The sequence below is a fragment of the Paracoccus solventivorans genome, assembly GCF_900142875.1.
In the GTDB taxonomy this organism is placed as follows: Bacteria; Pseudomonadota; Alphaproteobacteria; order Rhodobacterales; family Rhodobacteraceae; genus Paracoccus; species Paracoccus solventivorans.
The window spans coordinates 137,677-153,113 of record NZ_FRCK01000001.1 but is presented as its reverse complement, the minus strand read 5'-3'; the positions used below and the strand labels follow the sequence as shown (position 1 = coordinate 153,113).

Here is a 15,437-nt window from a genome sequence, read left to right as displayed (position 1 = left end):
CGCGGGCCATGGCGTCAGCGCACCGTGCCGACCAGCGGCACCGCCGCGGTCGCGGGGGCGCTTTCGGCCCCGTCCTTGGCCCCGTCCTCGGCGGCGTGGTCGAACACCCCGTGCAGGGTCTTGTCCCAGTAGAATGGCTTGGCCACGATCTCATAGGCCGCCTTCCATGCGGCCAGGCAGGCCAGGGGGAAATAGAAATACAGCGTCGGCGCCCACAGCCCCAGCCCGGGATGGGTGCGCCGCACCGCCCAAGCCGCAACCGCGATGTTCAGCGTCTCGGAAAGCAGGAACAGCGCGATCACCGCCGGCCCCAGCCAGGCGCCGCCGAAGCCGGTGAGCGGATGGGAAAACCCCAGCGAAAATAGCCAGAAGCTCCACAGCACCGGGGCGAGCAGGAATTGCTGGACGGTGGCGAACATCTGCAGATGGAACCCGACCGCCGGCCAGAAGCCGATCGCGCGCACCAACCCGCGCGGATCGCGCATATGCACCCCCCAGGTCATCGCAAAGCCCTTGAGCCAGCGCGAGCGCTGCTTGACCCAGGGAATCGGACGGCAGTTGGCCTCTTCATGGGTGGTGGTGGCGACGATTTCGGTGCGGTAGCCCAGCCGGGCCAGGCGCACGCCCAGATCGGCGTCCTCGGTGACGTTCCAGGCGTCCCAACCCCCGGCCTCGGCCAGCGCCGCGCGGCGGATGAAGAAGGTCGTGCCCCCCAGCGGCACCACCAGCCCCATGCGCGCGATCCCCGGCAGCACGCCGCGGAACCACGCCGAATATTCCAGGGTGAAGCAGCGGGCCAGCCAGTTGGTGCGCGGGTTGTAGAAGTCCAGCGCGCCCTGCACGCAGGCGACCTGCGCCGGGGCGAAATGCAGGTGGCGGGCGACGCGGTGCAGCTGGTCGGGCTCGGGGCGGTCCTCGGCGTCCCAGACCCCGATGATCTCGCCCCGGCAGAAGTTCAGCGCATAGTTCAGCGCCCGTGGCTTGGTGCGGATCGGGCCGTCGGGCACGGTCACCACCCGCATCCAGAAGGGCAGCTTCACCCCTTTTAGCGCCTGCCGCGTCACAAGGTCGGTTTCCTCGACCACCAGCAGCACGTCGGTCAGCTCGCGCGGGTAGCTGAGCCGGGCGAGGCGGCCGACCAGCCGGTCGGCGATGTCCTCCTCTCGGAACATGGGCACCATCACCGAGATCACCGGCCATTTGCCATCCATCTGCGCATCGGGCGGGGGCAGCGGCGGCTCGTGCGAAGCGCGCAGCGTGCGGCGGAAGGCCAGCGCCTTGAGCAGCGTCGTCGCCAGCAGCGTCAGGATGGTCAGCAGGCTGACCGCCGCCAGCACCAGCACCGGCGCCAGCCACAGCCCCAGCGCCAGCGCCCCCATCAGCGCCAGCAGGATCCGGCCCAGCCGCGCCTCATCCCTGGTGCGGCAGGAATATTCGGGCGCGACGCAGCTTTCTGCCTGCCGGATCAGCGCGGTGCGGCGGGTGGAAAGCAGCGCCCGGGTGGCGTCGTTTTCGGTGCAGAGTAGCATCCGCACCGGCCCGAGCCGGGATTCCAGCGTCGCCCGCGCCGCCTGAAAACGTTCGGGCCAGGCCGCGGCGACAAAGGTCACGCCGCCGGTGCGCCGCCAAGGCACGATTCCCTGCGTCAGGCACCAGTCCGCGCCGGCAAGGTCGATCAGCCGCGCATCCGGCGGCATCGCTGCCAGATCGACGCTGCTGGTCCGCCATTGCTTCGACAGCGCCCGGGTCAACGCCTGTGCCGTCACCCAGCCGCGGGCGAGCAGGATTTCCCCCAGCCGCGCCGATTCCGAGCGGCTGACCACCAGCGCCTTGAAAAGATTGCCCGGATCGACCGCGCCCGCATCCAGCAGCAGCTGCCCTAGCGTGCGTTCGTCGCGCCCCTCGGGCCGCGGCGCCGGGCGGTCGTCGGGCCGGGCCGCCCGCAGCCGGAAGGGCAGCGGCCCGCCGCCGGGCACGGCCGGGCCGGGCGCAGCAGCGGGCGGGGCAAGCTTGCGGAACGGCGTGACGGACATGGAGGGCACCCCGGTGCGAATGGAATCGCCCCTTGATGCCCGCAAATGTTTAAGCGGCCGTTAACGCCGGCCGAACGCCCTCAGGCCGGGCGGCGGTCCAGCATCGCCTGGCTGAAACGGGCGAACAGATGGTCGCTGTCGCGCGGGCCGGGGCTGGCCTCGGGGTGGTACTGCACGGAAAACACCGGACGGTCCGCGATGCGCAGCCCGCAGTTCGAGCCGTCGAACAGGCTGACATGGGTCTCGACCACGCCCTCGGGCAGGGTCTGGGAATCGACCGCGAAGCCGTGGTTCATCGAGGTGATCTCCACCCGCCCGGTCTCGAGGTCGCGCACCGGGTGATTCGCGCCGTGGTGGCCGTGGGGCATCTTGACCGTGTTCGCCCCCAGCGCCAGCGCCAGCAGCTGGTGGCCCAGGCACACGCCGAACACCGGCAGGTCGCGCTGGATCAGCTCGCGGATCATCGGCACCGCATATTCCCCGGTCGCAGCCGGATCGCCGGGGCCGTTCGACAGGAACACGCCCTCGGGGTTGTGGGACAGCACGTCCTCGGCGGTGGCGGTGGCGGGCAGCACGGTCACCTCGGCGCCCGATTGCGCCAGCGAGCGCAGGATGTTGCGCTTGGCGCCATAGTCGATGGCCACCACCCGCAGCGGGTGGTCCGGGCGCTTGTCGTTGAACCCGCCCGGCCAGGCCCAGTGGCCCTCGGACCAGCGGTAGCTTTGGGTGCAGCTGACCTCGCGCGCGAGGTCCATGCCGACCAGCCCCGGCCAGCCGCGGGCGCGGGCGACCATCGCCGCGGTGTCGAAATTGCCTTGCGGATCATGGGCCAGCACCACATGCGGCGCGCCCTGTTCGCGGATGGCGCGGGTCAGGCGCCGCGTGTCGATGCCGCCGATGCCGATGCGGCCGCGCCGTTCCATCCACGACACCAGATCGCCCGCGGCGCGCCAGTTCGAGGGCTCGGTCGGGTCCCATTTCACCACGATGCCCGCGGCGACCGCATCGGGGGATTCGTCGTCCTCGGGGGTGATGCCGGTGTTGCCGATATGGGGGAAGGTGAAGGTCACCACCTGCGCCGCATAGCTGGGGTCGGTCATGATCTCCTGATAGCCCGACATCGCCGTGTTGAAGACGAGCTCTGCCACGACCTCTCCGCTGGCGCCGAAGCCCCGGCCATAGAAGATCGTCCCGTCGGCCAGTGCCAGGCACGCGGTCGGTTTCTGTTCCATCTTGAACCCCCGGAAAATCGGGCGAGTGCTAAGGGAAGCCGCCGCCGCGGTCAAGGGCGCGATCGTCCGCGGGCCGGCAGACGGGCGGCGGGTTGACGGCGCGCGGGCGTGGGGGCAACCCTGACGGGTCAGACAACGAGGACCAAGATGGAACTGCGCGCGCGTATCCAGGACGCCACGAAAGCGGCGATGAAGGCCAGGGACCAGCTGCGGCTGTCGACGCTGCGGCTGATCGGCGCCGCGATCAAGGATCGCGAGATCGCTGCCCGCGGCGAACCCGGCGAAGGCCAGTTGACCGAGGATGACCTGGTCGCGCTGCTGTCGCGGATGGTCAAGCAGCGCCAGGAATCGGCGCGCGCCTATGAAGAGGGCGGCCGGCTGGAGCTGGCCGAGCGCGAACAGGCCGAGATCGGCATCATCCAGGAGTTCCTGCCCCGGCAGCTCGACCCCGCCGAGGTTGCGGCGGCGATCGATGCGGTGATCGCCGAGCTGGGCGCGACCGGGGTACGCGACATGGGGCGCGTGATGGGCGCGCTGCGCGAGCGCCATGCCGGGCAGATGGACTTCGGCGCCGCCGGGGCGCTGGTGAAGAAGCGGCTGATGGGGTGAGGGCGAGGCGGGGGCGCTGCCCCCGGGCCGCTGCCGCGGCCTTCCTTGCTGAAAACGGTCCACCGGACCGTTTCCCGGGCGCTCGGAAGCCCCGGGATATTTTTACAGGTACGAAGCGCAGGAGCGACGCTGGCGGCTGCGGCCTGATCTGTGGATATTTCAGAGGAAACGGCCGCAGGGACGGCGTGCGTCAGATCGCCAGCCGCTCCAGCCGTTTGCGCACCAGCGCGGCGGCGGCGGCGACGGCCTCGTCGATGCTCATCGCGGTGGTGTCGAGGATCACCGCGTCGGGGGCGGCGCGCAGCGGTGCGGTGTCGCGGGCGGCGTCGCGGGCGTCGCGTTCGCGCAGCTCTGCCAGCATCACTGCCGGGTCGGCGCCCAGTTCGGCCGCACGGCGGGCGGCGCGGGTCTCATCGGCGGCGATGACGTAAAGCTTCACCTCGGCGCCCGGGCAGATCACCGTGCCGATGTCGCGCCCGTCGAGGATCGCCCCCGGCTCCTGCCGCGAAAACCGGCGCTGGAAGTCGATCAGCGCCGCGCGCACCTCGGGGATGGCGGCCACGCGCGAGGCGGCCTGCCCGGCCTCGGCGCTGCGCAGCCCGGGGCGCAGCAGGTCCTCGGGGTCGAGCCCGCGGGCGGCGGTGGTCGGGTCGCCGCCGATGGCGCCCACCGCGCGATAGAGCAGCCCGGTGTCGAGATGCGGGAACCCGAATTCCTGCGCAAGCGCCCGCGCGATCGTGCCCTTGCCCGAGGCGGCGGGTCCGTCGATGGCGATGGTAAAGGGCATGGTGGTCTCCGATCCGCAGGGCGCAGGGGGGGTGATGCCATATCGGGGGGCGTTGGGAAAGCGGGCGGGACCGCTGTATCCGTTGGGATTTCCGGCGTTCCGGGGGCAGGGGAGTCAGACGATGGCGGCCTCGGCCAGCGGGCGTCCGTCCAGCACCCGTTGCATCCCCAGCGGCGACAGGTCCAGCGTCATCCAGTCGCCATGCACGATCTGTTCCGCGATGCCGCGCCCGACGGCCGGGGCCTGTTGCAGCCCGTGGCCGGAAAACCCGTTGGCGAGATAAAGGTTCGCCACCAGCGGATGCCGCCCGACAATCGCGTTCTGGTCCAGGGTGTTATAGGCGTAGTGCCCGGCCCATTCGCGGATCACCCGCGCGGCTGCGAAACCCTCGGCCCGGTCGTAGAGGGCGGGCCAGACGTGATCCTCCCACAGGGCGGATTGGGGGGTGAAATCCTCGGGGTCGCAGGGGCCGTCGGTGGCGGGGACGGTGGCGGCCAGCCATTGCCCGTGTTCGGGGCGCATCCAGATCCCCGAGGGATCGACGATCAGCGGCGCGTCCTTGTGCCGGGCCTGGGGCGCGTCGACCACGAAGATCGTGCGCTTGCGCGGCTCGACCGGCAGTTCCAGCCCGGCGCTGCGCATAAGTCCGGCCGCGCGCGGTCCGGCGCAGTTGACGAAGATGTCGGCGGGGCGGCGGCCTGCGGTTTCCAGCGTCGCGGCGGTGATGCGGTCGCCGTCGCGATCGAGCCCCAGCACCCGGTCGGTCAGCCACACCGCGCCCGCGGCGCGGGCCGCGTTCTTCAGCCCCGCCAGCAGCCCCATGTTGTCAAAGAACCCCTCGTCGCGGGGGCCGAAGGCGCCGGCCGCGATGTCGTCGAGCCGCATCCACGGAAAGCGGCGGGCCAGTACGGCCCGGTCCAGCACCTCGGTCGCCGCGCCCAGCCGGCGCTGCATGGCGGCAAGCGCCTCCAGCTGCGCGGCGCCCGCCTCGGTCCGGGTCAGGAACAGATAGCCGTTCTCGCGCAGCCCCAGGTCGGGGACGCCGCCCGCGGGGCCGGTGTGGCGGGCAAAGTCGCGGATGAACTCGATCCCGAAGCGGCTGATCGCCACGTTCACCTCGGTCGTGAACTGCGAGCGGATCCCGGCCGCCGACAGCGCGGTCGAGCAGGTGGCATAGCTCGGGTCCGGCTCGACCACGGTGACGCGCAGCGTGGGGTCCAGCCGGGTCAGCCAGAACGCGACCGAGGCCCCCCTCACCGCCCCGCCTGCAATCAGAACCTCGGCCATGCGCCGCCCCCATCCCCCAAAGCCGCGACAGGCTTGGCCGATGGCATAGGCGCGCGCAAGGGGTGCTTCAATTCAGCGCAAGCAGCGGGGATGCGGGGCGCAAGGCGCTGGACCTTGCGCTCCCGATGCGCGATATGGTGGGCCAGTCGCGCCAGAGCGGAGTTGCCCCATGTGGATCGTCGATCGCATTTTGACCTGGTGGAACGGCCAGACCCTGGGAACCCAGGTCTGGACCCGCCGTTTCGGCCGCAAGGTCGGCGAGGACCAGCAGGGCAACGTCTATTACCAGACCGCCGACGGCAAGCGCCGCTGGGTGATCTACAACGGCGAATCCGAGGCCAGCCGCGTGCCCCCCGAATGGCATGGCTGGCTGCACCACACCTGGGACCAGCCGCCGACGCAGGCGCCGCTGCCGCACAAGCCCTGGGAACGCCCGCATCTGCCGAACCTGACCGGGCTGCCGGGCGCCTATCGCCCCGCCGGCTCGCTGCTGCAGGCCGAGCCCGCGCGCCGGCGCGACTACGACGCCTGGCGGCCCGAGTAGGGAAGCGGTGTCCGCTGCCGCCGAAAGGGCCGAGCTGCTGGTCGGCGCCGCCGTGCTGGCGGTGGCCGCGGGGTTTCTGGCGTGGTCGGTGGGCGGCTGGGCCGAAACCGGGCGCGGCAGCTATCCGCTGATCGCCTCGTTCCCCAATGTCGCCGGCGTCGAAAAGGGCACCGAGGTGCGGCTGGCCGGGGTACGGGTGGGCCGCGTCTCCGACATCCGCCTGAACCCGCAGACCTACTACGCCGAGGCCGAGATGCGGCTGCCCGCCGACATCCTGCTGCCCACCGACAGCGCTGCGCTGATCCAGTCGGACGGGCTGCTGGGAGGTTCCTATATCGAGCTGCGCCCGGGCGGCGCGCTTGAGCTGCTGGGGCCGGGCGACGAGATCGAGGATGTGCAGGGCGCGGTCAGCCTGCTGACCCTGCTGATGAAATTCGCCGATTCGCAGGCGGATGACGGGGACGCCCCCGCATCCGTCCCGGCCGCAGCGGAACCGGCCGACCCCGAGGGCGGGCAATGATACGCGCCGCGCTGGTTGCGGCGGCGGCCATGGCCGCGGCGCCGTCCTGGGCGCAGGCGCCCCCGGTTCGGCCCAGCACCGACATCGCCCCCGGCACTCGCGCCGAATCGGTGATGCCGCTGGTGCAGGGTGAGGTCGCGCGCGCGCCGGCGGCGCTGCTGCGCGGGCTGGACAAGGTCTCGGGGCAAAGCACCGACTTGCCGCTGCTGGTGGGCGACAGCGTGGTCTTTGGCCGGCTCGAGGTGCGGCTGGGGGAATGCCGCTATCCGGCCGCCGATCCCGATTCGGACGCTTTTGCGCAGCTGACCATCACCGACACCCACAGCCGCCGTACCCTGTTCACCGGCTGGATGATCGCCTCATCCCCCGCGATTTCGGCGCTGGACGATGCGCGCTATGACGTCTGGGTGGTGACCTGCGACGATGGCAGCGGGCTGGCGCTGCCCGAACTGACCTATGAGCCCGACACCGCCGAGCCCGAGGGCGGCGAGGGCATGGGCCCGGACGGAGAGACCGCCCCGGTCGAGGATGAGGACGGGGCTGAGGCGGCAGAGTAGCCCCCTTGCGCCGCCAGTTCGGCGGCGCTGCGCAAGGGCAGCGCGTGGTAGTCGGCGGGCTGGCGCAGGGCGTGGGCCAGCCGGGCGCGATAATCCTCGCGCGTGATCTCGACCCCGCCCATGCTGGCCAGATGCGGGGTCAGATACTGCGTGTCGAACAGGGTGAAGCCGCAGCGGGACAGATGGTCCGACAGCCACACCAGCGCCATTTTCGAGCCGTCGGTGCGGGTGGAAAACATGCTTTCCCCAAAGAACGCCCCGCCCAGCGTCACCCCGAAGATCCCGCCCGCCAGCGCGCCGTCCTGATACACCGCCAGCGCCTGCGCGTGGCCGCTGTCATGCAGCCGGTGGTAAAGCTGCAGCAGCGGGGCGTTGATCCAGGTCTCGGGGCGGTCGGCGCAATGCCGCACGATGCGATCGAAATCGGGGTGGGCGTCGGCGGTCCAGCCGCCCCGCGCCAGGCTGCGCCGCAGCGAGCGCGACATATGCACGCCGCCCACCGGCAGGATGCCGCGGAACGGCGGGTTGAACCAGTAAAGCCGCGGATCGTCGGCGGCGCGGGCCATCGGAAAGATGCCCTGCGCATAGCCGGCAAGCAACTGCATCGGGCCGAGATGGGGCGGGTGATCCTGGCTCATCCCCCGAAGCTAACTGATTTCGTGGGGAAAGGGCAGGGTGGCCGCGCCGCCCGTGGGCGTGCGCGGCCATGGTCCTAGTCCTGCGCGGCGGCGCCGGTGATCGCGCGGGCAAAGGCCGAGCGATACAGCGCCGACAGTTCGGCCAGCGGCGCCGAATCGCCGCCCAGGGTGATGCGGGTGCCGTGGAAGCTGCCGACGCGGGCGACCGGCACCCCGGCGTTTGCGCCCAGCTCGATCAGGCTTTCGGCGTCGGCCGCGGGGGCGGCGACCAGATAGCGGGCCTGATCCTCGCCGAACAGCGTCGGGATGTCGGCGGGGTCGAGCTCGACCCCCAGCCCGGCGGCCTCGGCCATTTCAAAGGCAGCCAGCGCCAGCCCGCCGTCCGACAGGTCGCTGGCGGCGCGGATGTGGTTGCGGTGCGCCAGCAGGAACTCGCCGTTGCGCCGCTCGGCCGCCAGATCGACGGGCGGAGGCTCGCCCGCCTCGATCCCCCAGGCCTCGGCCGCCAGCGCCGACTGGCCCAGGTGGCCGGCGGTCGCGCCGATCACCAGCGCCACGTCGCCCGCATGGGGCAGCCCGCCGATCAGCTGGTCTAGATGCGCGACCAGCCCGACGCCGCCGATGGTGGGGGTGGGCAGGATCGCCTGCCCGTCGGTCTCGTTATAAAGGCTGACGTTGCCCGACACGATGGGGAAGTCGAGCGCCCGGCAGGCCTCTCCGATCCCCTTGATCGCTCCGACCAGCTGGCCCATGATCTCGGGCTTTTCGGGGTTGCCGAAGTTCAGGTTGTCGGTCGCGGCCAGCGGCCGCGCGCCGGCGGCGACCAGGTTGCGCCACGCCTCGGCCACCGCCTGCTTGCCGCCCTCGATCGGGTTCGCGCGGACATAGCGCGGCGTCACGTCGCTGGTGAACGCCAGCGCCTTGTCGGTGCCGTGGACGCGGACCACGCCCGCGCCGATGCCGGGGCGGCGGATGGTGTCGGCGCCGACCTGGGTGTCGTATTGTTCCCAGACCCAGCCCTTGTGCGCATGGTTGGGCGAACCGATCAGTGCCCGCAGCGCCGCGATGGGGGTGATCTCGGGCAGCGCCGGCAGCGGCTCGGGCGCCGCGGTTTCCACCCAGGGGCGGTCGTATTCGGGCGCCGAGGACGACAGTTTCGACAGCGGCAGGTCGGCCATGACCTCGTTGCCGTGCAGGATCAGGAAGCGGTCCTCGGCGATGGTCTCGCCCACGATGGCGAAGTCGAGGTCCCATTTCTCGAAAATCTCGCGGGCCTGTGCCTCTTTTTCCGGCTTCAGCACCATGAGCATGCGTTCCTGCGATTCGGACAGCATCATCTCATAGGCGGTCATGCCGGTTTCGCGCTGGGGGACGTGGTCCAGCATCAGCTTGATGCCCAGGCCGCCCTTGTCGCCCATTTCCACGGCCGAACAGGTCAGCCCCGCCGCGCCCATGTCCTGGATCGAGATCACCGCATCGGTGGCCATCAGCTCCAGACAGGCTTCCAGCAGGCATTTCTCGGTGAAGGGGTCGCCGGCCTGGACGGTGGGGCGCTTGTCCTCGATCGATTCGTCGAACTCGGCGCTGGCCATGGTGGCGCCGCCTACGCCGTCGCGGCCGGTCTTGGCGCCCAGATAGACCACCGGCATCCCCACGCCCGAGGCGGCGGAATAGAAGATGCGGTCCGATTGCGCGAGCCCCGCGGCAAAGGCGTTGACCAGGCAGTTGCCGTCATAGGCGCGGTGGAAACGCACCTCGCCGCCAACGTTCGGCACGCCGAAGGCGTTGCCATAGGCGCCGATCCCCTCGACCACGCCCTTGACCAGATGGGGCGTGCGCGGGTGTTCGGGGCGGCCAAAGGACAGCGCGTCCATCGCGGCGATGGGGCGCGCGCCCATGGTGAACACGTCGCGCAGGATGCCGCCGACGCCGGTGGCGGCGCCCTGATGCGGCTCGATGTAGCTGGGGTGGTTGTGGCTTTCCATCTTGAACACCACCGCCTGACCGTCGCCGATGTCGACCACGCCCGCATTCTCGCCCGGGCCGCAGATCACCTGCGGGCCGTCGGTCGGCAGGGTGCGCAGCCATTTCTTGGACGATTTGTAGGAGCAATGCTCGTTCCACATCGCCGAGAAGATTCCCAGCTCGGTGAATGTCGGCTCGCGGCCGATGATGTCCAGAATGCGCTGATACTCGTCGGGTTTCAGCCCATGCGAGGCAATCAGCTCGTCGGTGATCGCCGGTTCGTTCTGCATGTCCAACCCCCTTCACGGCCCTGGCCGCCTAATAGGCCGCGACGCCCGGCTTGGGAAGATGGCCCGTCGGCGCTGCAACGCAGAAAGTACGGCGTCGGCGCGAAAAAAAGAGCCGGGCACGATGGCCCGGCCAAGTCCAACAGGGAGGTTGAAGAAACGACAAGACATTGCGCTTCCTCAATATCCACATAAGCGCCTCGTGCCGGGGATTTCAAGGATTCCCGACGATTATTGCAGCATGACCGCCATGCAGGGCGTGCATGCCAGCGGTTTCCCGCCGGGGGATCAGCTTTCGGCAGGGTTGCGGCGCAGGGATTGAATCTCCTCTACCACGAAATCGCGGAATGCTGCGACGCGGCGCGAAGAGCGCAATTCCTCGGGAAAGGCGAGGAAAACCGGCACCTCGGCGGATTCCACATCCGGCAGGGCGCGGATCAGATGCGGGGCCTCGGACTCCATGTAGTCGGGCAGGATGCCGACGCCGACATGGCTCAGCACCCCCCGCAGGACGCCGAAATAGCTGTTGACCAGCAGGGTGGCGCTGACGTGGCGCGACAGCAGCGACTGCGACAGCACCGCCCCGGCCGAAACCTGCGGCGTGGTCGGGTTCTGGCAGATCAGCCGGTGCGACGACAGCTCTTCCAGCGTCTGCGGCACCCCGCGCTGAGCGGCGTATTCCGGCGACACGTAAAGCCGCATCCGGATGTTCAGCAGCCGCCGCCGGATCAGGTCGGCCTGGCTGGGTTCCTTCATGCGGATGGCGACGTCGGCCTCGCGCATCAGCAAGTCCAGCACGCGCTCTTCCAGCATCAGGTCGATCTTGAGATCGGGGTAGCGTTCGTAAAGCTTGCCCAGCCGCGGCACCAGCCACAGCGTGCCGAAACCGGTGGTGGTGGTGATCTTCAGCTCGCCTGCGACATGTTCTTCGCTGTCGCGGATGCGGGCGGTGGTGGTGTCCAGCTTGCGGCTCATCGCCTTGGTGGCGTCGAACAGCATCTCGCCCTGCTCGGTCAGAATCAGCCCGCGCGCGTGGCGGTGAAACAGGGTCGAGCCCAGCATTTCCTCAAGCGCGCGGACCTGCCGGCTGACTGCCGATTGCGACAGGTGCAGCACGTCGCCGGCATGGGTCAGGCTGCCCGCGTCGGCGACCGCATGAAAGATGCGCAACTTGTCCCAATCCACCATTCCTACCATCCCTGCTGGGTAAGACCTGCCATGCAATAAGTGCAATACATAGGGGCCGACCGGAATTTCACAAAGGGCTTTATCGGTCAGCGTTCCTGACCTATACTGAGGCCGGGTCATCGACGCCCCCGGGGAGGAAGCAAGATGAGCATACAGGATATTTCCCTTGCCGATCGTTTCGACATCACCAAACGCCATGTGCTGCTGAACGGCACGCAGGCGCTGGTGCGGCTGATGCTGATGCAGGCCGCCCGCGACCGAGAGGCCGGGCTGAACACGGGAGGGCTGGTGACGGGTTATCGCGGCAGCCCGCTGGGCGCGGTCGACCTGCAGATGATGAAGGCGGAAAAGCTGCTCGCCCCCGCCAATATCCGCTTTCAGCCCGGCCTGAACGAGGACCTGGCCGCCACCGCCATCTGGGGCAGCCAGCAGGCCGAGCTGCGGGGCGAGGGAAAATACGACGGCGTGTTCGCGCTGTGGTATGGCAAGGGGCCGGGGGTGGACCGCTCGGGCGACGTGATGCGCCACGCCAACATGGCGGGCTCGTCGCAACATGGCGGCGTGGTCATGGCGATGGGCGACGACCACACCGGCGAATCCTCGACGGTGCTGCATCAATCCGACTGGGCGATGGTCGATGCCTATATTCCGGTGCTGTCGCCGGCGGGGGTGCAGGAAATCCTCGACTATGGGCTCTACGGCTGGGCGCTGTCGCGTTTCGCCGGTGTCTGGACCGGGCTCAAGACCATGAAGGACACGGTCGAGGCGACCAGTGTCGTCGACGGCGACCCCTTCCGCATGAGCTTTGCCGTGCCGCTGGATTTCGCCATGCCCGAGGGCGGGCTGAACATCCGCCTGGGCGACAATCCGGTCGCGCAGGAAGCGCGGATGATCGATTACAAGCGCTTCGCGGCCGAGGCCTTTGCCCGCGCCAACCGTATCGACCGCCGCGTCTGGGGCAAGCCCGGCGCCAAGATCGGCATCGCCGCCGCCGGCAAGAACTGGCTGGACGTGGTGCACGCGCTGGGGCTGCTGGGCATCGACGCGGCCGAGGCCGAGCGGCTGGGCATCACCACCTACAAGATCGGCCAGACCTGGCCGCTGGACATGGTCAGCTTCCACGAATGGGCCGAGGGGCTGGAACTGATCATCGTGGTCGAGGAAAAGCGCAAGCTGATCGAGGTGCAGGTCAAAGAGGCGATCTTCGATGACCGCCGCGGCCGCCGCGTCTATGGCTGGCACAAGGGCGACACCTGGGAACACGGCCGCCGGCTGGAGCTGTTCCCGACCCGCTATGCGCTGGACCCGGTGCTGGTCGCCGAACGGCTGGGCGGCATCCTGATCGAGGAAGGCCGGCGCACCGACCGGCTGGACGCGGCGCTGTCCCGGCTGGCCGACACGAGGCGCAACGACAACGCCCCGGAAATCGCGGTGCGCACGCCGTGGTTCTGCTCGGGCTGCCCGCATAACACCTCGACCAAGGTGCCGGACGGCAGCCGCGCCTATGCCGGGATCGGCTGCCACTACATGGTGCAGTGGATGGACCGCGAGACCTCCGGCTTCACCCAGATGGGCGGCGAGGGCGCGAACTGGATCGGCGAGGCCCCGTTCTCCAAGCGCCCGCATGTGTTCCAGAACCTCGGCGACGGCACCTACAACCACTCTGGCTCGCTGGCGATCCGCGCGGCCAAGGCGGCGGGCACCAACATCACCTACAAGATCCTGTTCAACGACGCGGTGGCGATGACCGGCGGCCAGCCGAACGAGGGCGGGCTGACCGCGCCCCAGATCGTGCGCGATTTGCAGGCGCTGGATGTGCCGGTGGTGCTGGTCCACGACGAAAAAGAGGACGTTGACCCCAAGGCGTTTCCGAAGGGGCTGCGGATCGAGAAGCGTGAAAGCCTGATGGGCGTGCAGCGGGAACTGGCGCAGGTGCCGGGCGTGACCGCCATCGTCTATGTCCAGACCTGCGCCGCCGAAAAGCGCCGCCGCCGCAAGCGCGGCGCCTTCCCCGACCCCGACCGCCGCATCTGGATCAACCCCGAGGTCTGCGAGGGCTGCGGCGATTGCTCGGTGCAGTCGAACTGCGTCTCGGTCGTGCCCTTCGACACGAAACTGGGCCGCAAACGCGCCATCGACCAGTCCAGCTGCAACAAGGATTATTCCTGCGTCAACGGCTTCTGCCCCAGCTTCGTCAGCGTCCGGGGCGGCAAGCTGCGCCGCCCGGCTGCGCAGGCGCTGGAGCTGCCGGACCTGCCCGCGCCGGTGCTGCCCGCCATCGACGGCACCCACAACATCGTGATCACCGGCGTCGGCGGCACCGGCGTGGTGACCATCGGCGCGGTGCTGGCGCAGGCCGCGCAGCTGGACGGCAAGGGCGCCGGCATGATGGAGATGGCCGGCCTCGCGCAGAAGGGCGGCGCGGTCCATATCCACCTGCGGCTGGCCAACGCCCCCGAAGACATCAGCGCCATCCGCGTCGCGGTGGGCGAGGCCGACGCGGTGATCGGCGGCGATCTGGTGGTGACCGCGGGGGCCAGGACCGTGGGGCTGATGACCCATGGCCGCACCGGCGCGGTGGTCAACGACCACGAGATCATCACCGGTGAATTCACCCGCAACCGCGACTTCCACGTCCCCGGCGACCGGCTGAAACTGTCGCTGCAGGCGCGGCTGGGCGAGCGGGTCGGGTTCCTCGACGCCTCCAAGCTGGCCGAGCGTTACCTGGGCGATTCGATCTATTCCAACATGCTGATCACCGGCGCTGCCTGGCAGCAGGGGCTGATCCCGCTGACCGAAGCGGCGATCCTGCGCGCGATCGAGCTGAACGGTGCCAAGGCCGAGGAAAACCAGCGCGCCTTCCAGATCGGCCGCTGGGCGGTGCTGTTCCCGCAGCAGGCCGCACCCGTGCCCGAGGTGGCGCAGGCGCATGACCCGGTGGCCTATCGGGCAGACCGACTGGTCGGCTATCAGGGCCCGCGGCTCAAGCGCCGCTTCCTGCGGCTGGTCGAGATGGCGCCCCCGGAACTGCGCGAGACCGTGGCGGAAAGCTGGTATCGGCTGCTGGCGATCAAGGACGAATACGAGGTCGCCCGCCTGCATTTGACCACCGCCGAGGGCGTCGCCCGCAGCTTCGAGGGCGATCTGGACCTGACCTTCCACCTCGCCCCGCCCTTCCTGGGCGGCAAGACCCCCGAGGGCCGCCCGCGCAAGCGCGACTTCGGCCCGTGGATCCTGCCGGTATTCCGGGCGCTGTCGGCGCTGCGGGGCCTGCGCGGCACGCCGCTGGATTTGTTCGGCTGGCAGGGCGAGCGCCGGTTCGAGCGCGCCCTGGCCCGGCAATACGAACGCGACATGGAAGAGGTGCTGCCCAGGGTGACGCCCGAGACGCTCGAGATCGCCCGCGAGCTTGCCGCCCTGCCGCAGGACATCCGCGGCTACGGCTTCATCAAGCACGAGGCCGCCGAGAAAGCTGCCGCCCGGCGCGAGGAGCTGCTGGCCGCCTTCCGCGCCGGCGGCTGGCCCCGGCAGCCGGAACTGCGCATCGCGGCGGAATAGGGGGAAGCCCGGGCCTGCCTCCGGCGGGGATATTCGGGCAAGCAGGCAGCGGCTTCGTAGCAGGGCGTGCTTCTTCTGTCCGTAAATATCCCGGGGCTTCCGAGCGCCCGGGAAACGGTCCGGTGGACCGTTTTCAGCGAGGAAGGCCGCGGTAGCGGCCCGGGGCAGCGCCCCGGTCCGGCCGCGACAACATGACCAAGGTCATGGATTCCGCGCGCCGCTCGCCTTAGAT

At 69.8% G+C, this 15,437-nt stretch carries 12 protein-coding genes; 5 read left to right on the top strand and 7 right to left on the bottom strand.

Translation table 11 applies throughout. The features are described from left to right. Positions 1 to 14: 14 nt before the first annotated feature. Both BUB57_RS00745 and carA read right to left on the bottom strand, forming a co-directional pair. Positions 15 to 2,033 (bottom strand): glycosyltransferase, encoded by a 2,019-nt coding sequence (locus BUB57_RS00745; protein ID WP_073060464.1) that lies wholly within the window; start codon positions 2,031 to 2,033, stop codon positions 15 to 17. An 80-nt stretch (positions 2,034 to 2,113) separates the two neighbouring features. After that, complete coding sequence (gene carA / locus BUB57_RS00740; RefSeq protein ID WP_073060461.1) at positions 2,114 to 3,265, bottom strand: glutamine-hydrolyzing carbamoyl-phosphate synthase small subunit; 1,152 nt, start codon at positions 3,263 to 3,265, stop codon at positions 2,114 to 2,116. A 147-nt stretch (positions 3,266 to 3,412) separates the two neighbouring features. Between carA and BUB57_RS00735 the strand changes: the two genes are divergently transcribed. Beyond that, positions 3,413 to 3,874: a GatB/YqeY domain-containing protein gene (locus BUB57_RS00735; protein ID WP_073060458.1), complete on the top strand. Its 462-nt coding sequence runs from the start codon at positions 3,413 to 3,415 to the stop codon at positions 3,872 to 3,874. Between the two features lie 190 nt (positions 3,875 to 4,064). Here BUB57_RS00735 and BUB57_RS00730 read toward each other — a convergent pair whose 3' ends face one another. Beyond that, positions 4,065 to 4,661 (bottom strand): (d)CMP kinase, encoded by a 597-nt coding sequence (locus BUB57_RS00730; protein WP_073060454.1) that lies wholly within the window; start codon positions 4,659 to 4,661, stop codon positions 4,065 to 4,067. 114 nt (positions 4,662 to 4,775) lie between these two features. Next, complete coding sequence (locus BUB57_RS00725) at positions 4,776 to 5,948, bottom strand: NAD(P)/FAD-dependent oxidoreductase (RefSeq protein ID WP_073060451.1); 1,173 nt, start codon at positions 5,946 to 5,948, stop codon at positions 4,776 to 4,778. A gap of 169 nt (positions 5,949 to 6,117) precedes the next feature. On the opposite strand from BUB57_RS00725, the gene BUB57_RS00720 reads away from it, so the two are divergent. The 3 genes from BUB57_RS00720 to BUB57_RS00710 are packed head-to-tail and all read left to right on the top strand — an operon-like array spanning position 6,118 to position 7,569. Continuing rightward, positions 6,118 to 6,492, top strand: a complete 375-nt coding sequence (locus BUB57_RS00720) for an NADH:ubiquinone oxidoreductase subunit NDUFA12 (RefSeq protein ID WP_073060448.1) — start codon at positions 6,118 to 6,120, stop codon at positions 6,490 to 6,492. Between the two features lie 7 nt (positions 6,493 to 6,499). After that, on the top strand, positions 6,500 to 7,012 hold the full coding sequence (mlaD, locus tag BUB57_RS00715) for an outer membrane lipid asymmetry maintenance protein MlaD (protein ID WP_073060443.1): 513 nt from the start codon (positions 6,500 to 6,502) through the stop codon (positions 7,010 to 7,012). Continuing rightward, positions 7,009 to 7,569, top strand: a complete 561-nt coding sequence (locus BUB57_RS00710; RefSeq protein ID WP_073060439.1) for a DUF2155 domain-containing protein — start codon at positions 7,009 to 7,011, stop codon at positions 7,567 to 7,569. Before mlaD ends, BUB57_RS00710 begins: the two co-directional genes overlap by 4 nt. On the opposite strand, the gene aat is transcribed toward BUB57_RS00710, so the two are convergent. The 3 genes from aat to BUB57_RS00695 form a co-directional block, all read right to left on the bottom strand. Further along, positions 7,467 to 8,207 carry a leucyl/phenylalanyl-tRNA--protein transferase gene (gene aat, locus BUB57_RS00705; protein WP_073060435.1) on the bottom strand — a complete coding sequence of 247 codons (741 nt, stop codon included), beginning with the start codon at positions 8,205 to 8,207 and terminating at the stop codon, positions 7,467 to 7,469. The genes BUB57_RS00710 and aat overlap by 103 nt on opposite strands. Before the next feature lie 74 nt (positions 8,208 to 8,281). After that, entirely contained in the window at positions 8,282 to 10,462 is a 2,181-nt protein-coding gene (gene purL, locus BUB57_RS00700) for a phosphoribosylformylglycinamidine synthase subunit PurL (protein WP_073060432.1), read from the bottom strand. Positions 10,463 to 10,747: 285 nt separating this feature from the next. Next, positions 10,748 to 11,644 carry a LysR family transcriptional regulator gene (locus tag BUB57_RS00695; protein ID WP_073061959.1) on the bottom strand — a complete coding sequence of 299 codons (897 nt, stop codon included), beginning with the start codon at positions 11,642 to 11,644 and terminating at the stop codon, positions 10,748 to 10,750. 147 nt (positions 11,645 to 11,791) lie between these two features. On the opposite strand from BUB57_RS00695, the gene BUB57_RS00690 reads away from it, so the two are divergent. Further along, a complete protein-coding gene (locus BUB57_RS00690; RefSeq protein ID WP_073060429.1) occupies positions 11,792 to 15,205 on the top strand; it encodes an indolepyruvate ferredoxin oxidoreductase family protein in 3,414 nt (1,137 codons plus the stop codon). Positions 15,206 to 15,437: the final 232 nt, after the last annotated feature.